The following is a 22,640-nucleotide window of genomic DNA, read 5'->3' on the forward strand; positions in this document are numbered from 1 at the left end:
ACCAAAGAAACAGCGCTCACTGCACTTCTTTTTCAGTTTTCAAACGCAGCGCCAAGCTGCGATAAAATATCATCAGTTCCTTCAATTCCAGCTGATAAGCGGATTACTTGGCGCGTAACCCCAATTTTCTCTTTTTCTTCAAGGGACAACGCCCGGTGCGAAGTTCCGAACGGGTAGGAAACCGTCGTTTCCACTCCAGCCAGAGTAGGAACAATTTTGATCCAGCCCAGTGATGAAAAGAATTTGGAAACATTCATTGATTCCGGCAATGCGAATGTAACAATCGCGCCCTTGCCTGGATACCAGACTTGAGCTTTGCCCTCAAGAAACGCTGCAATCGCAGCCGCATTTTCTGTCTGTGCCTTCATCCGAACCGCTAGCGTCTTGATGCCGCGGATAGTCAACCATGCTTCAAATGGGCTTAAATTCATTCCCAGGTTAACGATGCGGCTTTCAGCCAACCGAATCAATTCGGCGTCTCCGACAAGCACGCCTGCCGTCACATCGCTATGGCCACCCAAATATTTGGTAGCGCTATGCGCGACAAGATCGACGCCTAAAGCATAAGGCTGAACCGTATACGGTGTAGCAAATGTATTGTCGATCATCAGCTTCACACCGTAATGTTTTTTCAATTGCTCAAGTACTGCAAGATCTTCAACTCTTAGAAATGGATTGGTGATGGACTCACTGAAAATCAGTTTTACTTCCGGATAGTCTATCAGAATTTGTTCAACTTGGCTGAGGTCTGTGAAATCAGCAAAATGGACGGTCATTCCCAGGTGCACCAGTTCTTCCTTCAGCAAATGGAATGTGCCGCCATAAACATCTTCAGCTGCAAGGATATGGTCGCCTGTACCAGCGACGGCGAGAATCCCGGCAAGAATGGCTGCCATGCCAGAAGACGCTGCAACTCCCTGTGGAGCTCCTTCAAGATCTGCTACCGTTTGGCCGAGCGCATCAGTATTCGGATTGGCTGTCCGGGAATACAAATAAGTGCCATTTCCTTCATAATAGCCTTCCAATTCTTCTAATGAAGAAAAAGCAAACGCTGAAGTCTGGTAAAGCGGCATCACTTTTGGTTGGATTGTGCGTTCCTTCATAGTTGCAGTATGCACTGATTTCGTGTTAATCGAGTCCATCTTCTCATCCCCTTAGTCTATAGGCGTTATGATTTGTTCAATTGTAGCTCTGTCCATCGGCCCGACAAATTTCGTCTGGACGCGGCCTTGCGTATCCAGTATATAGGAAGTTGGTATTGTCACAGCTTGGTACAACGCGCCAATTTCTCCCTTTTCATCCATCGGAATCGGGAATGACAATCCGTACTCTTTTTTAAATGTCTTGATTTTTTCCAATCCGTGGTCTTCTTTTGTCAAGTTCACGGCTAAAATTTCTACATTGTCCGCAGCTGCCTGATTTTCATAATATGTCTGCATGTGAGGCATTTCTGCCCGGCATGGCGGACACCATGTAGCCCAGAAATTTAGAATAACTTTTTTCCCTTTATAATCAGACAGCTTGACGGTTTCCCCGGCCAACGTCGTCAATTCGAAATCAGGGGCCATTTCACCTTTAGCCAGCCCTTGTTCGGTCGCCAAAAAATCAACGTCGCTGCCAAGTGCGATATTGTCGAACTCATTGGTTTTTTCAATATTGTCTTTTACCACTCCAGCAATCGCTATCCCGATCAATACCGCAACCAGTGTCAAGCCGATCAGTTTTTTCGACATTGCCTTTTCACCTCGCCTAACTTTCATCATACGTTAAACCAAGGGCTGAAATCCACTATGCTAACCACTGATTTGTGAATAAAAATAAAAACCGGCATCGCTGTCGATGCCGGCCTTTCTTATCTTAAGGAAACGAATCTTTCAGGATCGACAGCATTGGATCGTGCACCGTTCCAAGGGCCGACGTGAATTTCAAAATGGAGATGGTCGCCGAATGAACGTCCCGTGTTCCCCATTTGTCCGACACTTTGTCCCTGAGAAACTGATTGGCCAACAGAAACGCCAATCGCATTCAAGTGAGCATAGACTGTTGCATGCGTCTGGCCATTAATCGAATGGGTTACGATGACAACATTGCCGTATCCATTCATTGAACCCGCATACGACACAAATCCGTGCGCTGCTGAGACAACATTCGTCCCTTTACTGTTTGCTATATCCACACCTTGGTGGAATTCCTGTCCTGCGCCAATATCGCGCCATCCGAAATCAGATGTGAAGCGTCCCGAAGTTGGACGGATAAAGTCTGCACTGATCGGTGCCGTATAAGATACAACAGGTACCGGAGCAGGGGTTGGAGTTGGAGCTGGAGTTGGTGCTGCAGCGGGTGCCGCTGGTGCACTTGCTGCCGGCTCAGGTTTAGCGCTCGCTTTTTTGGCTGCAGCCGCTTTTTCCGCTGCTGCCTTTTCTGCTGCTGCCTGTTGTGCCGCTGCCTGTTGTGCTGCAGCAAGCTGTGCCGCTGCTTGTTCAGCCGCCGCCTTTTCTGCTGCTGCTTTCTCTGCCGCTGCACGCTCAGCAGCTAATTTGCGCTGGCGCTCTTCTTCAGCTTTTCTGGCTAGTTCAGCCAATCGTTCCTGTTCTGCTATAATCTGGTTTTCCAGTTCTGCAGAAACTTCAATTGATTCATCGCGCTGAACAACCAAATTGGCTTTTTCACTTGCCAAACGTTTTTGTTCTGCTTGCAATTCTTTTTGCAATCCGGCTTGCTCAGCTTTCTGCCCGCTGAGTGATCCCTTCAATGATTCAAGTTCAGCGCGGCGCTGTTCCTGCTGCGCCAATTTCGTTTCGACTTGCGCTTTTTGCTCTGCAAGCAATTTTTTATCATACGCTTGTTCTTTCATGATTTCCCGATCTGCCTCAATCAACGTGTTGACAGCTGAAAAACGGTCGATGAAATCGATAAAGCTGTTCGCTCCGAGCAATACGTCTATGTAATCGACAGAACCGCCGCTCAACTGAATAGCACGGGCTCTCTCTTGAAGCAATTCCGTTCTATCGGAAATCTTGCGCTCCAATTCTTTAATCGATGCTTTCAAATCATTTATTTCGGTTACTGTTTTTTCAATGTCGCCTTCTACGCTGGAAATCTTCGCTTCGGTCTCACCAATCTTAGCTTCCAGTTCCTTAATCTGAGACAAGAGTCTTTCTAAGGTCGTCTCATTTTTTTTCATTTCCCCTGTTTTTTCAGAGATGCCTGAATTTAATTGATTTTGCTGCTGTTCTGCTTGTTGCTGTTTTTGTTCCAGCTCAGTTAATTTATCCGCATTAGCAGTCGGTATTAATACCGACAATGCTAATACAGATGATAAACTGGCCAACACCCATTTCGACTTCGAGCCCAAGTTCGTGTTCCCCTTTCGGTATACGTTCTTTCTTCTCTCTCTCTTATCTCGCTGTCTTCTCTATCTCTAAGTTGTAAATTATACGCGCAGGAATTTCCGGATTGACATGAAACTGCCCCAGACACCGATAAAGACGCCCATCAGCAAGATCAAGCCGCCCACTTGGTAGATGAACGGAGTAAAGCCAAGCAATTGGAATAATTCCCCACTCAATTTTGGCTGTATAAATTCGAGCGTATTATAGTAGAGTGCAGCAACCAGGCCGATTGGTATGATCGATCCCAGTAAGCCAAGCCACATGCCTTCAAATATAAATGGCACGCGGACAAACCAATTGGTCGCCCCTACAAGTTTCATTATTTCAATTTCCCGGCGACGTGCCACTATCGTAATCCGGATCGTATTGGAAATCAGGAACATTGCTGTAAAGAGTAGTGCCAGTATTAATACCAAACCGACATTTCTTCCGGCATTAAGGAAATTGAACAACTTCTCAATTTTGCCTTTGCCATACTCTACTTTTTCTATGTTCTCAATTTCAGCAATCTCAGCTGCCACATTTCCGGTCTGTTGAGGATTGGAAGCTTTGACATAAAAAACATCGAATAATGGATTGTTTTGCTCAAATAAATCCAGCTCATTTCCGAAATCAAGAACAAGATCAGCTAATTCCTCTTCTTTTGTGGAATAGACTGCTGATTCCACTTCGGGTATATCAATTATCGTCTCTTCGATGCTTTGTTTTCTGGCATCGTCCGTCTCCAATGAAACAAAGACCTTCATCTCTACATCATTTTCCAGATCATCGGCAACTTTGTTTAAGTTCATCATAATCAAAACGAAAACTCCAACAAGCAGCAAGGTTACTGTTACAGCACTGACAGATGCAAAAGTCATCCAGCCGTTGCGGCCGAGGCTTTTAAGGCTTTCACGGAAATGGCGCCATAAGGTTCTAGCTTTCATAACCGTAATCACCTCCAGCTACGTCACGGACAATCAGTCCGCCTTCTATGGCAATTACGCGATGGCGTATTGTGTTGACGATTTCCTTGTTATGTGTCGCCATTAAAATCGTCGTGCCCGTTGCGTTGATCTTTTCGAACAGATTCATGATATCCAAAGCAGTTTCAGGATCCAGGTTTCCTGTAGGCTCATCGGCAATGACCACTTTCGGTTTGTTGACGATCGAGCGTGCAATCGATACCCGCTGCGCCTCACCGCCGGACAATTCCGTCGGGAACATGCGCGCTTTATGCTTCAATCCCACCATATCCAGCACGTCTAAGACGCGTTCACGGATTCTAGACGGGGATTCTTCGATAACTTCCAATGCGAATGCAACATTTTCGTAAACATTCAACCTTGGTAAAAGTTTAAAATCTTGGAATACGACGCCCATTTGGCGGCGCAGCATTGGCACTTTTTTGTTTTTCAATGTAGCAATGTCGATGCCATCTACGAACATTTTCCCTGATGTCGGACGTTCTTCCCGATACATCATTTTGATGAAAGTCGATTTCCCGGCCCCGCTGGGTCCTACTACATAAACGAATTCGCCTTGGTCGATTTCAACATTCAGTCCGTTGAGCGCTACAATGCCATTCGGATATTTTTTATAAATATTCTTCATTTGAATCATTTAATAACCACCTATATGAATTAAGTTTCCCTAAGCTGAGTTTTTCTAAAAAATTCCGGCAGAATCATTATAACATCCTAAACCTTTTTTTTTATTACAGTTCTGTATCAATTGGGTTTGTTGATATATGTCTATCATTATAGAAATATAAAGTAATAGTTGATTGCGCTATAACCAGCTGTTGAGAACGTCGTTTAATTTAACATATAAATGTTCTATTCGCAAATTATTATCATTTCTGTACAAAAAGAAAAAACCGGCTGATTAGCCGGTTTATTTCTTCTCGGACAGCCATTTCGCTACAGCTGTCGCTTCTTCACCTTCAATAATTTTTGCAGGCATTGCCCCACGGCCATTTTCAATGACGCCTAAGATCTCTTCTTCTGATAATCTGGCACCAACATCATTTAATGGTGGGAAATTTCCTTGCCCTTCAAGATTTTCACCATGGCAAGAAATACAGTTTTGCTGAACAACTTGTTCAGCATCAACAGCTGCCGTGTCTCCGTTTCCTGAGTCTGCAGGCGGTGCAACAGTATCTTCTCCGCCTCCGCATGCTCCAAGAACCAAAGCAGAACCGAATAATAAAGCCATCAATTGCTTTTTCATTCTTTGTTCCTCCTCGCTTTAAGTATCTACACAATACAGTATACCAATACTATGCTCTTTTGAAACCCTCTCCCAGGACTTCTGCTGCATCAGAAACTATGACGAATGCCGCAGGATCGACATCCTTGACCAATTTCTTCAACCGGGTAAATTCAGTTTGGTGGACGACCACTAGAAGAATTGGCTTTTCAGCTTCTGTATAACCACCAGTTGCCGTCAGCTTTGTGACGCCACGATCAATTTCTTCATAGATGGCATCGCGCATTTGGACTTGTTTGTTGGTGATAATGTATACAAGTTTTGACCTGCCAAATCCGACTTGCACCAAGTCGATGGTTTTTGTCGTCACATACAACCCGACCAATGCGTATAAGCCCTTTTCAATATCAAAAACGATGGCAGCAGCAAGCACAATCAGTCCGTCTATAAGCGCGACACTAGTGCCTAGTGTAAATCCGGTATACTTCGTGATAATCTGCGCAGCTAAATCGGTTCCCCCGGTCGAAGCATTACCGCGGAAGACGATGCCAAGGCCAAGCCCGACAAGAATTCCTCCGAACAAAGCCCCAAGAAGCGGATTCAGCGTCCACGGTTCCCAAGCTTCCGTCAAGAAGACAACAAGCGGCAGGAATACCGTGCCCACTGCCGTTTTGGCACCGAAATTTCGTCCGAGCAAAATGATGCCCGCAATGAACAATGGAATATTGAACGCCCATTGAACGAAAGCTGGCTTCCAGTCGAATACGCCTTTTAAGATCGTACTGATGCCGCTCACGCCGCCTGAAGCCACTTCATTCGGCAGCAAAAATACATTAAACGAAATTGCCACAATTGCGGAGCCGACGATGATGCTGAAATACTCACCAAATATTCGCAGCAGCGGATGTGGATCTTTACGGTTGCGTTGTTTGTTTTTCATCATGATGGTTTGAATCCTCTTTCCTTAATAAGCTCTTTAACCCCGTCAGAGTATACCAAAGGAACAGTCGCTTGTGAACTTCATCAAGATAAAGCAGGTTGCCATCTAACTCACTTGGGAACGAAAAAGCCCGGAAGCGAAAAACGCTTCCGAGCTTTTGGTTTGTTATAAAGAAAATCTCAAATATTCTTTTCATTGCGCTTTGGGCAGACGCTTTCCGCAGGCACGGCTCCCGCAGGAGTCGCCGCCTTCCGCTTCATTCAAAGTATTTCTTTATAGCGAATTATTTGTTTTATCGATAGACTTTAAAGATAAATTTGATGCTGTATCTTTCATATATTTAGACATGAAGCAAAACAGCTCCGACTCCCGCGGGATAGCGAAGTGCCGAAATCCACTCGAGCGCTAGCACGAGTTAGTTCGGCGCAAGCCCGCAGGAAAGCAAAGCTGTTTTGTGGAATGTCTGTTAACTATTTAGCTTTAGCTTATTGCATTTTTGAACGCAGCAATGAATTGATGAAGCCGTCAATATCGCCATCCATGACAGCCTGGAGATTTCCGGTTTCAAAATTCGTGCGGTGGTCTTTAACCATTGAATACGGGTGGAACACATAAGAACGGATTTGGCTTCCCCATCCGATTTCCTTTTGTTCGCCGCGGATTTCAAGAAGCTGTTCTTCCTGTTCCTGTATCTTAAGAGCATACAATTTCGCTTTCAGCATCTGCATCGCTTTCTCACGGTTTTTGATCTGCGAGCGTTCTTGTTGGCACGTTACAACCGAATTGGTTGGAAGGTGGGTGATGCGGACAGCGGAATCTGTCGTGTTGATATGCTGCCCGCCGGCGCCGCTTGCGCGGTACGTATCGATTTTCAGATCTTCCGTGCGGATATCAATTTCAATTTCACCAGTAAACTCCGGCATCACTTCACAGGATACGAACGACGTGTGGCGGCGCCCCGAAGAATCAAATGGTGAGATGCGGACGAGTCGGTGCACGCCTTTTTCAGCTTTCAAGTAGCCATAAGCATTATGCCCTTTGATGCCGAGCGTGACAGATTTCACCCCTGCTTCGTCTCCAGCCAGGTAATCCAATGTTTCCACTTTAAAGCCGCGTTTCTCAGCCCAACGCGTATACATGCGAAGCAGCATCGAGCACCAATCCTGCGACTCTGTTCCGCCTGCACCTGGATGCAATTCCAAAATCGCATTGTTTTTATCATAAGGCTCGCTGAGCAGCATCGTCAGTTCGTAATCGGCTAGTTGCGAGATGAAGGCTTTTAACTCTGAAGTAAGGTCATCATACACTTCTTCGTCTTCTTCCTCACGCAAAAGTTCAAGTGTCATTTCCAGATTTTCCTGGGTTTCCACAAAGTTATAGTAGGTATTGACGATTTCCTTTAAGCCATTCGCTTCTGATATCACCACTTGCGCTGAATCTTGGTCGTTCCAGAAACTTGGGTCCTGCATCATTTCATCTAATTCTTGAATGCGGGCTTCTTTGTTCTCTAAGTCAAAGTGACCCCCTAAAGTCGGCCAATTTGCTGGCGGATTTGTCGAGCTCGTTGCGGATGCTTGCTAATTCTATCATTGAAAGTTCCTCCTCAAAATAACACCGAAGAGCATTCGCTCTTCGGCATGGCTTGCTTGTTATGCTGTTGTCGTACCGTGGCAATTCTTATATTTCTTGCCGCTGCCGCATGGGCAAGGGTCGTTGCGTCCTATTAATACATCCTTGCGTGCGGGTTCTTTTCTTTTAACTGCCGCTGGCCCATCCTCTTTCGGATTGACCGCTTGGCCTTTTGCAACTTCTTCGCGTTCCAAGTTGCTGCGAATTTCAGCTTTCATGGCATATTTCGCAACATCTTCTTCGATGGCGAGCACCATTTCCTCGAACATTGCAAAACCTTCCTGCTGATATTCACGGAGCGGATCGTTCTGGGCATAAGCGCGCAGGTGAATCCCTTGGCGAAGCTGGTCCATCGCATCAATATGATCAATCCATTTTGTATCGATCGAACGGAGGAGAACGACTTTTTCGAACTCGCGCATGCGGTCCGATGTCAATTCCTGCTCTTTTTCATCGTAGCGTTTATTGACAGCCGCTGTGATGAACTCAATCAGTTCTTGCTGGTTCTTCCCTTTGAGGTCAGCCAAGGTAATTGTGTGTTCCGGCAGCAGATTCGCACCGATCAATTCGGACATCGCTTTCAGGTTCCAGTTTTCCGGTTTTTCATCAGCCGTGTGGCTATAGACCATCCGTTCGATAGAACTGTCGATCATTTTTTCCACTAACGCGCGCATATTGCCAGTTTCAAGAACTTCCATTCGCTCTTTGTAGATAACTTCCCGCTGCTGGCGCAAAACATCGTCATATTGCAGCAAGCGTTTACGTGCGTCAAAGTTGTTTCCTTCTACCCGTTTCTGGGCGGATTCTACAGAACGCGTCACCATCTTCGACTGAAGCGGCTGCGAATCGTCCATGCCCAATTTACCCATCATAGAACGCATTGCGTCAGAACCGAAACGGCGCATCAAATCATCTTCCAATGAAAGATAGAATTGCGTAACACCCGGATCTCCTTGGCGCCCTGAACGTCCGCGCAGCTGATTATCGATGCGGCGGGATTCATGGCGCTCTGTGCCAAGCACCGCAAGGCCGCCCGCTTCGATGACACCTTCACCAAGTTTGATATCGGTACCACGGCCTGCCATGTTAGTTGCAATAGTCACTGCGCCTTTTTGGCCGGCATTCAAAATGATTTCAGCTTCTGAAGCGTGATTCTTGGCGTTAAGAACGGAATGCTTGATGCCTTCTTTTTTCAGATAAGCTGAAATGATTTCAGAAGTTTCGATAGCGACAGTACCGACAAGCACTGGCTGGCCATTTTTATGGCGCTCAGCGATATCTTCCGCAACCGCTTTGTATTTTCCAGCGATTGTCGCATAAATCAAATCGACCCGGTCATCCCGGATAATCGGCTTGTTGGTCGGAATTGTAATAACGTTCATATTGTAAATATTGCGGAATTCCTCTTCTTCTGTTTTCGCTGTACCGGTCATCCCCGACAATTTCGAATACATACGGAAGAAGTTCTGGAACGTGATCGTTGCCATCGTCATTGATTCATTTTGAACTTCAAGGCCTTCTTTTGCCTCGATTGCTTGGTGGAGGCCATCAGAATAGCGGCGGCCTTTCATCAAGCGTCCTGTAAATTGGTCAACGATGACCACTTCGCCGTCTTGTACGACATAATCGACATCGTTATGCATTGTCACTTGCGCTTTCAGCGACTGATTGACCGCATGGTTCAACCGAACATGCTTCATGTCGAATAAATTATCGATGCTGAATGCTTTCTCGATCTTTTCAATGCCTTCTTCTGTCAACACAACGCCTTTTGTTGTTTCATCAAACGTATAATCCGTGTCTTTCATCAGAAGGCGAGCAAACGCATTGGCTTGCATATAAAGCTGGGCCGCTTTTGCTGCTTGCCCTGAAATGATCAATGGAGTCCGTGCTTCATCAATCAGAATTGAATCGACTTCATCAATGACGGCGTAATTCAACGGACGCTGAACCATATCATCTTTATAAAGCACCATATTGTCGCGCAGGTAATCAAACCCAAGCTCATTATTCGTGCTGTATGTGACATCCGCTGCATAAGCTGCTCTTTTTTCGTCTTTCGTCAAGTTGTTCAAATTCATGCCGACCGTTAAGCCAAGCCATTCATATAAACGGCCCATTTCGATAGCATCCCGGCTAGCCAAATATTCATTGACCGTTACAACGTGAACACCTTTTTTTGCAATTGCATTTAAATAGACGGCAAGTGTCGAAGTCAAAGTTTTACCTTCCCCGGTCTTCATTTCCGAGATATTCCCTTCATGCAGGGATACTGCCCCCATAATCTGGACGCGGAAAGGATACATGCCAAGAACCCTCTTTGATGCTTCGCGTACTGTTGCGAATGCCTCTGGAAGCATTTCATCCAATGATTCGCCTTTTGCATAGCGTGCTACGAACTCATCCGTTTTCGCTTTTAAAGCGTCGTCGGATAAAGCTGCAAAATCAGCTGCCAATGCCTCGACAGTGTCAGCAGTCTTTTCTAATTTTTTCAAGTCCCGTTTGTTCGGATCGAATACTTTATTTAATACTCCAAGCATATATAACCGCTCCCTGTATAGTGTCTGGCTGTCCCTTAACAAGATGCCAAAACGCTTTTGCTATTGTGTGATAATCTACAGGCGCCATAATGCCATTGCCTCGGCGCCTTTTATTTCTAATCCATGACAAAAATTCTCATGACTCATTTTAACACTGCTAGGAACCCTGTGCAAATAAACAAGAATGCTTTAATTGGCTGGTTAAGCACATTCATCACAGAAAAAAGCCTCTCGCTAGGAGAGGCTTTTTATCGGAGTCAGCTCGTTTCGATCAAGCCGTATGTTCCATCTTTTCGTTTGTAGACGATATTCGTGCCGTTCGATTCTGCATCGGTGAAGACGAAGAAATTATGGCCCAGCATATTCATTTGAAGAACCGCTTCTTCTTCATCCATCGGTTTCAAATCAAATTGTTTCGTGCGCACAATTGTCAGATCCTCCTCGTCCTCTTCAATCGAGTCAAGGGCTCTTGCTTCGTTTTCAATCGACGCAAACGCTGTGCCTAGGCTTTCACGGTCACGGAACTTGCGGTTGATGCGTGTTTTATATTTTCTGATTTGGCGTTCCAGTTTGGCAACGATCAAATCGATAGCTGCATATAAGTCTTCATGGCGCTCTTCCCCGCGGAGTACCAGGTTTTTCATCGGCACTGTAACTTCCGCTTGAGTTTGGCTGTTATTGATCGTTTTTAAGTTGACCATAACCGTAGCATCAGTTCCTTCAGGGAAATAACGTTCGATTTTTTCAACTTTCTTTTCAATATGTTCGCGAATTGCTGGAGTTACCTCAAAGTTGTCGCCTCGAATGTTAAATAGTAGCATGTTAACTCCTCCTTCTATTAGCTTACACGGTATTATTTCTATAACTTCCCTTAACATTCCTGCTTAAAACGTGAAAAGTTTCAACTTCGTAAAGATTAGGTAAATAAATTAATAAGGAGATGAAAATTATGTTAAAAAACAAAATTGTTGTCGTCACCGGTGCTGCTCAAGGAATCGGAAAGAGCATCGCAGAGCATTTTGCAAAACAGCAAGCTACAGTCATTGCGCTGGATATTGAAGAAGTGAAAATCGACGGGGTGGAATTCCGGCGTTGCAATGTCGGAAACTTCAACCAAGTGATTGAGACATTCGCTTCTATTAACAATGACCATGGTGCCATACACATTCTCATTAATAATGCGGGCATATCCGAATTCAAATCCATATGGGAAGTTGATGAAAGGGAATGGGACAGGGTCTTGGACACTAACCTTAAGAGCGTGTTCATCTGCAGCCGTGAAGCTGCACGCTTCATGACCGAGGATATCCGTTCCATCGTCAATATGGCTTCAACACGCGCTTTCATGTCAGAACCCAATACTGAAACATATTCAGCTTCTAAGGGCGGCATTTACGCATTGACCCATTCACTGGCTGCCACTCTTAGCGAAAACAGCATCCGGGTCAACTCTGTCGCTCCGGGATGGATCCACACCGGAGATGAAAAAGACTTGCGCCCCTTAGACCACCAGCAGCATTGGAGCGGACGTGTTGGAAGAGTTGATGACATTGCACGCGCATGCCTGTTTCTCTGCGATCCGAAAAATGACTTTATTACCGGCGAATGCTTGAAAATCGATGGTGGCATGACCCATAAAATGATTTACGAACATTAAGAAAAGAAATAGGCCTGCCGGCTCGGCAGGCCTATTTCTTTTCTTTCAAAGCTTTCACTTCATCTGCGATGAACATTTCGCGGACAGCGTCCCGCGTTAAGTGGAGGCCATAAATCCAACCGCCGGCCGCTTCTTTCTTCCATATTATTAGGCAATCAGCGCTGATCCTTTCATTCGTAATGGCGAAAGAAATGCTTAAGGTGTCAGCATTGGCAGGGATTTCATCGTCAACAAACACCCGTGCTCCACAAGGCGAGATATCCAGCAGCAAACCGAATACGGAATTTTCTCGCCCTGACTTAAATTTCATGCGGACTTCTGGAGGCTTTCCAAACGCATGCCTGAAACTTTCCGTTCTGTCGAAAATCATGATTGCCCTCCTCTGCGCTTATGCCCGTATCAAGGTAAACAGCTCAATTTCACCGGCTCCCGCCATTTTCAATTCTTTTGCAGCGTGGCGCATTGTCGTGCCAGTTGCATACAGATCATCGATTAACATGATTTTATCCGGTATTTCGTTGCCATTCCACTCAAAAAGCTTTGCGCTTTCCAAGCGTTCTTGCCGATTCTTCTGGCCTTGAACTTGATCTGTCTTCGACAGCAGGTGGGTAAAAGGCAATCCAGCAGACGCCAGCAGCTCGTCCACTTGCGAAAAAGTCCTTTTTTTCAACTTTTCCTTATTCATTGGAATAGGCACTAACATGGAGCTGGAATGGCGCAGCGCTTCGTTGATGTCACCTGCAAAGACTTCCGAAAGAACAACGTCCTGGAGGAATTTATATTGGTGGAGAAAGGTTTTCATCGCTTCATTATACAAATACAGGCTTTTTCCGGAATCCACCATCCCCGCATATTCTGTCCTTTCCCATTCGCTGCAGTCCCGACAGATTGCATCCCCTGGAAGTCCGCATATGCCACAGCAAGCCTTTGGCACCCTGCAGAATTGGGCTTTGCACGACGGACAGGCTGTTTCAGATAAATCACGGAAGAACAGGCTTCGCCATGTTGGCTCATGCCGCATTTTCTGATCGCATAAATAACAGTTCAGCGCATTCCCCTCCTATTGTAAAAAGTGATCATCGATTTTGCCTTGTCCATTTCCCGGGAAATACCATCGTGGAAAAAGGTTACATCGCCAGCCGGATAAGAAATCGAACGCCCAGCCCTCCCGGCAATCTGAATCAATGCGGAGGCATTAAAAAGCGCATCGTCCGCTCCGACCACCGCCACTTGTACATTTGGTATGGTAATGCCCCGCTCCAATATGGTCGACGTCAAAAGTCCGGGGATGTTTCCATTGCGCAGTGCCATAACTTTTTCCTTGCGCTGAAGATCTTTGGAGTGCACTGCTTCAATACGGGCATCCATTTTTTTGAAGAGCGGAATGCTGTGGTCAATTAATTCAATCGTCGGCAAAAATAGCAGGAATGGTTCTTTTTTGGCAATGCGTTCCTCGATCCATAACCTAAGTTTTTGAGGAATGGCGTTGCGCCTCAATTTTTTCTTATAAGCCCAAAGCGGCTTGAATACGGGCACTGGCAGGTCATGGCCATGAAAACGCTTAAAGATTTCGGATCGGTTCGCTGCCCGCTTCAATAATTTATTGGAAGGGGTCGCTGATACAAAAACAATCGGAGAATCGGGTTTTGCTGCTTTTAGTACAGCCCTCTCCAAGGCCTCGTCAAAAGAATAAGGAAAAGCATCCGCTTCGTCGACAATCATGACATCGAACGCCTTTTCGAATCTGTACAATTGATGGGTCGTGGAAATAACGATATCTGCGAATCCTTCTTCCACTGACGCACCACCATGTAGTGTATGGACAGTCGTTAAGGGGAACACCGTACGGATTCTCGGTGACAGTTCCAGGACAACGTCCGTGCGCGGGGCTGCGATGCAGATGCGGAGCCCTTTTTGGAGCGCATCGAATATCGGCTGAAAGAGCAATTCCGTTTTTCCCGCTCCGCAGACCGCATAGACCAGATGATTTTCCTTTCTTGCCATGCTGTCAGCCACTTCTGTCGAAGCAGCCTGTTGAGCAGCAGTCAGCGTGCCGCTCCAATTGAATGAATGGTTCAGGTGTAGTTGGGGAGATGAGGACGCCCAGGAGATCAATTCCGTACAGGAACTGATGCGCCCCATTTGAATGCAATGCCGGCAATACAAGCAGATGCTGCCGCATTTCGCACAATTATAAGATAGGATTTTTTGAGGGGATTTTTCCAGGCAGCGGGCGCATTGTCCGTCTGCTGTGATGCCTCTGGTGACGAGCAGGTCGCCTTTGGCTATGGCGTGTTCAATTTGTTCTTCCGAAAAAGGCGTAAAATCTTTCAGCCAGATTCTTCCTTTGAAAAATGCTTCCAATTCATCCATTCGCATCCTCCTTCCATATTATAAGTGAACTTGGCTGGTTATTTTCTAACCCAGCCAAGACCCATAGCGCCTTCACCTAAATGCGTTCCGATGACCGGTCCGAAAAAGGAAATACCGAAGTCCACTTCAGGGCATTCCGTTTTTAATTGTTCCATCCATTTTTCAGCCTCTTCCAGACGGTTGGCGTGGATCACTGTCGCCTGAATTTGGCCGCCGACTCTAAAATCCTCTTTCAGCAAGTCTCCGATTCGCTTCATTGCTTTTTTGCGAGTCCGAATTTTCTCAAAAGGCACAATCACTTTTTCATCAAAATGGAGCAGTGGCTTAATCTGCAGCATACCACCGACTATCGCTTGTGCGTTTGACAAGCGGCCGCCACGGCTCAGGTGCATGAGGTCTTCAACCATGAAATACGCTCGCATCGACTCTTTCATTTTTTCCAACTGTGCGATGATATTCGCGGCTCGTTCTCCGGAATTAGCCATTTCCGCCGCTTTTATGGCATAAAATCCTTGCATGGCACAGGAAATTTCCGAATCAAAAGAATAGACTTTTACGCCTTCCACAAGATCATTTGCTTGAACAGAGCCATTGAACGTTCCGCTGATGCCGCTTGATAAGTGGATTGAGACAATTTCATCGTGATGCTCTGCAAGTCTGCTGTACAAATTGACAAATTCGCCTAAAGGCGGTTGAGATGTTTTAGGCAATGTGCCGCTCACTTTTTTATAAAATTCATCGACATGCAATTCCTTTTCTTCCGCAAAAGACTCATTATGAAAAGTCACTTGCAGTGGAATCATTTCGATTTTTTTCGCTTTCCGGACATGCTCCGGTATGTATGCGGTACTGTCGGTTACAATCGCTGTTTTCAATTCTATCAGCCTCCATTGCCAGTTTAACAAAAATAACAATATAAAAGTACATAAATATGTGGCCTCAATAGCAAGCCCTATGAGGTAAAAACAAAAAGACGGGACAGGGCGAATCTTCTGCCTTGTCCCGTCTCTCTTTAGTTCTTGCTCAGCTTTAGGCATCGCCTTAGCTTCCATTCACTCGTACCGTACGCATTCATTGGCTGCCGATAAAGTGCAGCGCGCTGACAAGCCAGTTTCCTTCTTCTTTCTTGAAGACCACTACTTGTCTGCCTGTCTGTCCTGTGCTTTTATCGGAATTCGGATCTTTCATCTCTACAGCGATTGTGGCGTATACTTCAGCGCGGCCAGCTTCGTACTTCACAATGGTTTCATCAGAAGTCGTATAAGTCGTATCAAATGCAGCAAATGCTTCTTCCAAAGCCTTTTTGTCTTCTTCCCGGTCAAAGCCTTCCGGATTTTCGGAAATCACTGTCATGTAGCGGTCAGTATCTTCCGCATTGAATGCTTCGATATACTCTTTATAGGATGCTAAAACCGCTTTTTCCTCTTCAGCGGGAACTTCTGCCTGCTGCACATTGCCTTCATCGTCTAGCGTAAAACCGACTTCCCCTCCGTCTTCGATGCCATGACCGACAGCATTATTTTCAGCTGAGGCATTGCCATCTTCCGAAGTATTGCCGTTTTCTGCCTCTTCTTCTCTATCGGAACACCCTGCTAGAACAAGGATGAGCCCTGCAGCTACTAGATATTTTTTCATCTCGCATTCCTCCTGCCGTCAATTTTGCCATAGCTCGCCACCAATTACAATGAAGAAACTGTGTCCAAACACATAGAAAAAAGCCTGCATTTTCAGCAGGCTTTTAAAGTATTTTTATCGCACTTCAACCCAGCCATTTTTAATCGCTGTGACAACCGCTTGTGTACGGTCATTCACCTGCATTTTTTGAAGGATGCTGGAAACATGGTTTTTTACCGTTTTTTCAGAAATGAACAAGGTTTCACCGATTACACGGTTGCTTTGTCCATCTGTCAAAAGCTGGAGCACTTCGCTTTCGCGTTTTGTCAGCAAATGGTATGGGCGGCGAATTTCAGTTTGATGGAATGAACCTTTGTTTTCGCGTTCGCTTAAACGGCGGAATTCCATCACTAAATTGCGCGTAACTTTCGGATGCAGGTACGATCCGCCTTTAGCCACAACTTTAATGGCTTGGATGATTGCTTCCGCGTCCATTTCTTTCAGCATATAGCCGAGTGCGCCTGTTTTCAAAGCATGTGTCACATACGACTCGTCGTCATGGATCGACAGCATAATGACCTTTGCATCCGGGAACTTCTCAATCAATTCACCAGTTGCTTCTACACCATTTTTCTGTGGCATGTTGATATCCATCAACACGACATCCGGCTGGTATTCTTCATACAATTTAACTACTTCTGTTCCGTCTCCGCCTTCAGCGACGACTTCAAACGAGTCTTCAAAATCAAGAATGCGTTTTACTCCTTCGCGGAACAATTGATGGTCGTCAATAATAATAATCTTCGTCATTATGTTGTCCTCCTCAATACCGTCTCTTAACTTTCAGTCTCCAATGGAATCTGGAACATCAACACCGTGCCGTTGCCAGGCGACGAATTGATAAAAAATTCACCGTTCACCAATTCAATCCGCTCTTTCATGCCGAGCAGACCGAACGACTGGTTTTTCACAATGCCTTGGTCAAATCCAGATCCATTGTCTTTTACGATCAGCGTTACATGGTTTTTCAACCATTCCACTTTCACTTCTATCTTAGAAGCTTTGCCGTGCCTGACTGCATTAGTTATGGCTTCTTGAACCAGCCTGAAAATGGCAGTTTCGTAATTGCCGGGAAGCCGCACTTCATTGCCGTTAGACTGAAAGTAAAGTTTGGTACCCTTGTTGTAATCTTCTGTGGTTTCAAGATATTTCTTTAATGTCGGTACAAGCCCCAGATCATCCAAGGCCATCGGCCGCAAATCATAAATGATTCTTCTCACTTCAGTGAGCGCGTCCCGCACCATTTCTTTTAATGATTTAATCTCCTGGAAAGCCAGTTCCGGCCCTTTTTCCCTGTATGTCCGTTCGATCAGGTCTGAACGGAGCAGCACATTCGCCATCATCTGGGCGGGACCGTCGTGAATTTCCCGCGAAAGCCGTTTTCGTTCTTCTTCTTGCGCTTCAATAATGCGCAGGCTATAATCTTGCTTTAGCTTGGCTTTATCGATCGCTTCACCGACATCTTCGTAATCGGAAGTCAAATAGCTCATCGTCACGTTCAGCCGGTTGACAAGATGCTCTGCGCGTTCAATCGTCTGCAAAAGTGATTGCAACCGGCGCTGCAGCCGATCCCGTTTTTGGCGAAACTGTTTTTCTTCAGCCCGGTTTTCCGCTAACTGCACCTGCAGCCCATTCGCCAGTTCATACGCTTGGCTGACTTGGCTTTCTGAGAGTGTATCAAAAAACTTTGAGACTTCTGCTAGACGCCTTCGCGCCGCGCGTGTTTTGTCTTCCAGAAGGTCGCCGGTCTTTACAATCCGCGTGATATTCGACCGGACATCTTCGAGTTCATTTTTCATATCTTCATAACTTTGGCGACTTTGTTCACTGATGACGAAAATATCCTGCTTTGAACTTTCCATTCTATCCAGGACATCGCCGAAAATGGAATCCAGTGCTTTCACATCGTATTTTTTAGCCATTTTAAAACCGCCTTAGCTATACTGAACTGTATATAGGGGTAAAATCTGTATACCTTTATGCCTGTTACGACTTAAACTAGTATATCACTTTATAAGCAAATCCATATTAAAAACACATTACATATTATCTGATTACATTTTACACCAGGAGGCATTAAAATGCGAGAAAATTACAAAACTATCGGTGAATTAAACCAATGTGAAATCATTATACAAAAATCCCGTTTTATTGGTTACGCAGCTCGCGCAGAAACCGAAAAAGAAGCAATTGATTTTATTGATTCCATTAAGGCCAAGCATCGGAGCGCAAATCATAATTGTTCGGCCTATATAATCGGCGAACATAATATTATCCAAAAAGCGAATGACGATGGGGAACCTAGTGGAACGGCCGGCGTCCCAATCCTGGAAGTGATAAAAAAACAAGGGTTAAAAGACACAGTAATTGTGGTCACCCGGTATTTCGGCGGCATCAAGCTTGGCGGAGGCGGATTGATCCGCGCATATGGGAAAACAGCCAGCGAAGCAATCCTGGCCTCCGGAGTGGTGGAACGGCGGCTGCACAGACGGATGAACGTCTCGATTGACTATACATGGCTTGGCAAAATCGAAAATGAGGTACGACAATCAGAATATCCATTGGATGACATTATTTACTCTGAAGGAGTAGGTCTCCACATCTTTGTTCCCGTGGAAAAAGAAGATGAGTTCATCACATGGATCAACGAATTGACTAATGGCCAGGCTGTCATCAGCTGCTTAGAAAACAAATTTTTGGAGTTTAAAACCATTTGATCAATTATCGTTTACGTATCATTTAACTCAGTATATAATAAATAGAATCTATGTATGCTGACTTGTATACAATGCTGATTAAAATCGGAAAGATTGGATCGATCGAATTCTATACTCGGTTAACCCATTCCTATTATAGAGGAGTTTTAACCATGAATCGTAAACATTACCGCAAAAGCAAAAGCGAAAAAAAGCGCACGACGATTAAAGTATTGATAACTTTAGCCCTATCTGTTCTCATATGCGGTTCTGCCTATGGCGTCTATCTAATAAAAAAAGTGGAGAATGCTGCCGAAAACGCTTTTGAAACTGCCGGAGACCGCGGCAAGTCCGAACTGAGAGAAGAACAGGTTGAACCTCTGCACGATAATGTTTCCATCCTATTCATTGGCGTTGATAATAGTGAAAAACGAGGACAAAGCGATAGCAATACCCGTTCCGACGCCTTGGTTCTCGCCACATTGAACAACGAAGACAAATCGATCAAGCTAGTGAGCATTCCGCGAGATACCTATACTTTTATCCCGGACTCTGGCAGGGAAGATAAAATCACACATGCTTATGCTTATAATGGACCCAGTTCCACAATAGAAAGTGTGGAAGGTTTGCTGGATGTACCGGTCGATTATTATGTACGCATGAACTTTGATGCTTTCATCGATGTAGTTGATGCGCTTGACGGCATCACAGTAAACGTACCTTATGATTTGAAAGAACAAGATGAAAATGATAAAAAAGATGCGATTGTTCTTGAAGAAGGCTTACAGACATTAAACGGCAGTGAATCGCTTGCCTTAGCCAGAACCCGCCATTACGATAATGATATTGAGCGAGGAAAACGCCAGCAAATGATTATCGAGAGCATCATGAACAAAGTACTATCCGCTTCTTCATTAACTAAGTACGGCGATGTTATTGATGCAGTTGGGGGCAATATGAAAACTGATTTGACATTCAAAGATATGCAATCGTTCTTTGAATATGCAAAAGACGGCAAACCGGATGTTGATACATTGACTGTACAAGGATATGACGACATGTCTACCGGCACTTACTACTGGCAACTCGATAAAGAGTCTCTTTTAGAAGTACAAGATATTCTGCAAAGCCATTTAGGGTTAAAACCAGATACATCCACCCTTTCAGACAATAGCGATACTAAGTTTGCAGAAACTCCAGAAGATAAAGATGATTATTAAAACCGCAGCCTTGCTGCGGTTTTTCTTTTGCTATTAACCAAAAAAAATCTGAAGCGCAGAGCGCTTCAGATTTTTTATTTTCCGATGAGTTTGACAAGATTGATAAGGGGCCGGTAATTCTTGCCAGCGAGCCCTACCACTTCAACGAACAATTCGATGGCAATCAGCATAACACTTATGAGCAGGATGCCGCCCCACAAAGTTGCTTGTGAGAAAAGCAATGCAGCTAAGCCGAACAATGCGGCAATGCCGTAAATGATCAATACGGTCTGTCTATGGGAGAAGCCGATGTTCAATAAGCAATGGTGTAAATGCGATTTGTCAGCAGCAGAAATCGACTGCTTTTCGCGCACTCTTCGAACGATGGCGAAGAATGTATCCGAAATTGGCACTCCCAGCATAATAATAGGAATAATCAATGCTACTACTGTAACATTTTTAAAGCCCATCAAAGCCAGTACTGAAATCATGAATCCAAGGAACAAAGCCCCTGTATCTCCCATGAAAATTTTCGCGGGATGAAAATTGTAAAACAGGAAGCCGATGGAACTGGCGGCCAGGATTGCAGCAAGTGACATAACAAATGGATCACCCATGATAAATGCCATAATTGCCAATGCTGTCAAGGCGATTGTTGAAACGCCTGCTGCAAGGCCATCGAGCCCATCAATTAAATTGATTGCATTTGTAATACCGATAATCCAAATAATTGTCAAAGGAATACTGAAATACCCGAAATCAAGTACTCCCCCGAACGGCAAGTTGATAAACGAAATTTCAAGTCCCCCCGCTACAACGACAATCGCTGCAGCAAGAAATTGGCCCAGCATTTTCGCTTTAGCAGTAATTTCATACATATCATCCAATACACCTGTAATGGTGATGATAACGGCGCCGATTAAAATAGCTGTAGAAATCGGGATAAAGGCCGGATCCACGGCATTTGAAATCGATTCTTCTGGGCGTAAAATGAAATAACCGATAACAAATGAACCAAATATTGCTAATCCGCCTAAGCGAGGCATAATTCTCGCATGTACTTTTCTATAATTAGGGCGGTCAACTGCTCCTATACGGAATGCCAACCGTTTCACAATCGGAGTGAGAACTATAGAAGCGATAAATGCCAAAACCAATGTTAGGTATAGCATGTCTTTCCTCCTCAAAACTTCTTTTACCACATATATATCCAATTTTTATTATAACACGCAGCTTAAAGAATACTAGATTTTTGCATAAAGTTTTTATTCTATAGTAAGACGCATTTGCCCATGAAAAGTTTCACAGATTCCCATAAAATAAATCAGTATTTCATTTTTTAAAAAGAGCCAGCAGCTCTTGTTCTTTTTCCCAGCTAATACCTGCTTGCAATTGCCCTTCACCTCGTGCAGTAAGCCATTCCCGGATATCTCTGGCAGTTTCGTCGGCCGCTCGGCATTGAAGCCCCGCTTTCTTCGCTTTGGAATTGTCGACTGCGATAAATCCTTCAGGATGTTCATCGGACACCGGTATCCACAATGGAATCTCAAAAGCCTCAATGCCCTGGCCCATTAGAAATTCATCATCAACCCATATAGCGTCTGTTTCCCCTATTCCAACAGCGCAGACAAATTGTTCCATGTCGATTGCGTCCGCCGCTACATTGAAGATCCCCCCGTTTTCCTCTTCGATTTGCCTAATGACAAAGCTCGCCAAATCCCGTGCATCGATCCACTGCACTTTTCGTGCCTTGCTGCCAGGAATCAACGCTTTCCCGCTTTCCGCCAATTTACTTGCCCAGAACGTGAAGCGGTCAGTAGGATCATAAGGCCCAGCGACGATGCTTGGACGTACAATCAATGCACGGCTTCTGAAAGCATCCATCACTATTTTTTCAGCCTGCACTTTTAATGGTCCATAAGTTTCACCGGTCACTTCATCATTTTCCAGGTGTTTGTTTAACACCTCTGAAGTTTCTGTGGGTGCACCATTGGTGTAATCGCTGTAAACCGATATTGTCGAGATGAAAACGTAAAGTTCGGTTTCAATATGTTCGAACAGCGGCGCCAAATCTGCTGGTGTATAAGCACATGTATCAATTACCGCATGCCAGGCTAGCCCAGATAATTTACCAGCATCTTTTCTGCGGTCGCCGGTAATATGGCGCAGTTCCGGAAAGACATCCGGATTGCTGAAGCCGCGGTTGAACAAGGTGACTTGGTGGCCACTTCGCAAGGCGGCTTCTACAATATGGCGCCCTACAAAAGATGTCCCACCTATCACTAGAATATTCATCTTATCGCCCCTTTCTTCTAAGCATTTCTATTTTGTTTAATTTTTCTGATAACGT

22 protein-coding genes are annotated in these 22,640 nt (G+C 45.0%); 3 read left to right on the forward strand and 19 right to left on the reverse strand.

What is annotated here, in order from left to right; translation table 11 throughout:
• Positions 1–32: 32 nt before the first annotated feature.
• From AC4EHB_RS06035 to hpf, 10 genes are all read right to left on the reverse strand, one after another.
• Entirely contained in the window at positions 33–1,142 is a 1,110-nt protein-coding gene (locus AC4EHB_RS06035) for a trans-sulfuration enzyme family protein (RefSeq protein WP_490980918.1), read from the reverse strand.
• A gap of 12 nt (positions 1,143–1,154) precedes the next feature.
• Positions 1,155–1,733, reverse strand: coding sequence for a peroxiredoxin family protein (locus AC4EHB_RS06040; protein WP_490974664.1), 579 nt, complete (start codon positions 1,731–1,733; stop codon positions 1,155–1,157).
• A 119-nt stretch (positions 1,734–1,852) separates the two neighbouring features.
• Positions 1,853–3,355 carry a murein hydrolase activator EnvC family protein gene (locus AC4EHB_RS06045; protein WP_490980919.1) on the reverse strand — a complete coding sequence of 501 codons (1,503 nt, stop codon included), beginning with the start codon at positions 3,353–3,355 and terminating at the stop codon, positions 1,853–1,855.
• A 78-nt stretch (positions 3,356–3,433) separates the two neighbouring features.
• Complete coding sequence (gene ftsX, locus AC4EHB_RS06050; RefSeq protein ID WP_490974666.1) at positions 3,434–4,318, reverse strand: permease-like cell division protein FtsX; 885 nt, start codon at positions 4,316–4,318, stop codon at positions 3,434–3,436.
• Positions 4,308–4,994 carry a cell division ATP-binding protein FtsE gene (ftsE, locus tag AC4EHB_RS06055; protein ID WP_490974667.1) on the reverse strand — a complete coding sequence of 229 codons (687 nt, stop codon included), beginning with the start codon at positions 4,992–4,994 and terminating at the stop codon, positions 4,308–4,310. Before ftsE ends, ftsX begins: the two co-directional genes overlap by 11 nt.
• Before the next feature lie 273 nt (positions 4,995–5,267).
• A complete protein-coding gene (gene cccB, locus AC4EHB_RS06060) occupies positions 5,268–5,603 on the reverse strand; it encodes a cytochrome c551 (protein WP_490974668.1) in 336 nt (111 codons plus the stop codon).
• Positions 5,604–5,652: 49 nt separating this feature from the next.
• The gene (locus AC4EHB_RS06065; protein WP_490974669.1) at positions 5,653–6,525 is read right to left on the reverse strand and encodes a YitT family protein; all 873 of its coding nucleotides are present in this window, start codon (positions 6,523–6,525) and stop codon (positions 5,653–5,655) included.
• Positions 6,526–7,007: 482 nt separating this feature from the next.
• Positions 7,008–8,112, reverse strand: a protein-coding gene (gene prfB, locus AC4EHB_RS06070; protein ID WP_490980920.1) for a peptide chain release factor 2 whose coding sequence is annotated in 2 segments (ribosomal slippage) — positions 7,008–8,036 and positions 8,038–8,112 — 1,104 coding nt in all. Because the reading frame shifts where the segments join, the coding sequence is not laid out codon by codon here.
• A 59-nt stretch (positions 8,113–8,171) separates the two neighbouring features.
• On the reverse strand, positions 8,172–10,691 hold the full coding sequence (secA, locus tag AC4EHB_RS06075) for a preprotein translocase subunit SecA (RefSeq protein WP_490980921.1): 2,520 nt from the start codon (positions 10,689–10,691) through the stop codon (positions 8,172–8,174).
• A gap of 257 nt (positions 10,692–10,948) precedes the next feature.
• Positions 10,949–11,512: a ribosome hibernation-promoting factor, HPF/YfiA family gene (gene hpf / locus AC4EHB_RS06080; protein WP_490974673.1), complete on the reverse strand. Its 564-nt coding sequence runs from the start codon at positions 11,510–11,512 to the stop codon at positions 10,949–10,951.
• Between the two features lie 128 nt (positions 11,513–11,640).
• Between hpf and AC4EHB_RS06085 the strand changes: the two genes are divergently transcribed.
• A complete protein-coding gene (locus tag AC4EHB_RS06085; RefSeq protein WP_490974674.1) occupies positions 11,641–12,348 on the forward strand; it encodes an SDR family NAD(P)-dependent oxidoreductase in 708 nt (235 codons plus the stop codon).
• 31 nt (positions 12,349–12,379) lie between these two features.
• On the opposite strand, the gene AC4EHB_RS06090 is transcribed toward AC4EHB_RS06085, so the two are convergent.
• The 7 genes from AC4EHB_RS06090 to AC4EHB_RS06120 all read right to left on the reverse strand — a co-directional run bounded on the left by AC4EHB_RS06090 (position 12,380) and on the right by AC4EHB_RS06120 (position 18,317).
• Positions 12,380–12,718, reverse strand: a complete 339-nt coding sequence (locus AC4EHB_RS06090) for a PilZ domain-containing protein (protein ID WP_490980922.1) — start codon at positions 12,716–12,718, stop codon at positions 12,380–12,382.
• An 18-nt stretch (positions 12,719–12,736) separates the two neighbouring features.
• Positions 12,737–13,192, reverse strand: coding sequence for a ComF family protein (locus AC4EHB_RS06095; protein WP_490974676.1), 456 nt, complete (start codon positions 13,190–13,192; stop codon positions 12,737–12,739).
• Positions 13,193–13,392: 200 nt separating this feature from the next.
• A complete protein-coding gene (locus tag AC4EHB_RS06100) occupies positions 13,393–14,721 on the reverse strand; it encodes an ATP-dependent helicase ComFA (RefSeq protein ID WP_490980923.1) in 1,329 nt (442 codons plus the stop codon).
• Between the two features lie 38 nt (positions 14,722–14,759).
• Positions 14,760–15,596 carry a DegV family protein gene (locus tag AC4EHB_RS06105; protein WP_490980924.1) on the reverse strand — a complete coding sequence of 279 codons (837 nt, stop codon included), beginning with the start codon at positions 15,594–15,596 and terminating at the stop codon, positions 14,760–14,762.
• 196 nt (positions 15,597–15,792) lie between these two features.
• Positions 15,793–16,356 carry a DUF4440 domain-containing protein gene (locus AC4EHB_RS06110; RefSeq protein WP_490980925.1) on the reverse strand — a complete coding sequence of 188 codons (564 nt, stop codon included), beginning with the start codon at positions 16,354–16,356 and terminating at the stop codon, positions 15,793–15,795.
• 114 nt (positions 16,357–16,470) lie between these two features.
• Entirely contained in the window at positions 16,471–17,145 is a 675-nt protein-coding gene (locus tag AC4EHB_RS06115; protein WP_490974680.1) for a response regulator, read from the reverse strand.
• Positions 17,146–17,171: 26 nt separating this feature from the next.
• Positions 17,172–18,317, reverse strand: a complete 1,146-nt coding sequence (locus AC4EHB_RS06120; RefSeq protein ID WP_490974681.1) for a sensor histidine kinase — start codon at positions 18,315–18,317, stop codon at positions 17,172–17,174.
• Positions 18,318–18,476: 159 nt separating this feature from the next.
• Here AC4EHB_RS06120 and AC4EHB_RS06125 point away from each other — a divergent pair, with 159 nt between their 5' ends.
• Both AC4EHB_RS06125 and AC4EHB_RS06130 read left to right on the forward strand, forming a co-directional pair.
• Positions 18,477–19,112: a YigZ family protein gene (locus AC4EHB_RS06125; protein WP_490980926.1), complete on the forward strand. Its 636-nt coding sequence runs from the start codon at positions 18,477–18,479 to the stop codon at positions 19,110–19,112.
• 152 nt (positions 19,113–19,264) lie between these two features.
• On the forward strand, positions 19,265–20,311 hold the full coding sequence (locus AC4EHB_RS06130) for an LCP family protein (RefSeq protein WP_490974683.1): 1,047 nt from the start codon (positions 19,265–19,267) through the stop codon (positions 20,309–20,311).
• A gap of 74 nt (positions 20,312–20,385) precedes the next feature.
• Here AC4EHB_RS06130 and AC4EHB_RS06135 read toward each other — a convergent pair whose 3' ends face one another.
• The gene (locus tag AC4EHB_RS06135; protein WP_490974684.1) at positions 20,386–21,462 is read right to left on the reverse strand and encodes a glycosyltransferase family 4 protein; all 1,077 of its coding nucleotides are present in this window, start codon (positions 21,460–21,462) and stop codon (positions 20,386–20,388) included.
• A gap of 160 nt (positions 21,463–21,622) precedes the next feature.
• Positions 21,623–22,585 carry an NAD-dependent epimerase/dehydratase family protein gene (locus AC4EHB_RS06140; protein WP_490980927.1) on the reverse strand — a complete coding sequence of 321 codons (963 nt, stop codon included), beginning with the start codon at positions 22,583–22,585 and terminating at the stop codon, positions 21,623–21,625.
• Between the last annotated feature and the right edge of the window lie 55 nt (positions 22,586–22,640).

The organism is Planococcus sp. TJ-302 (assembly GCF_058268455.1).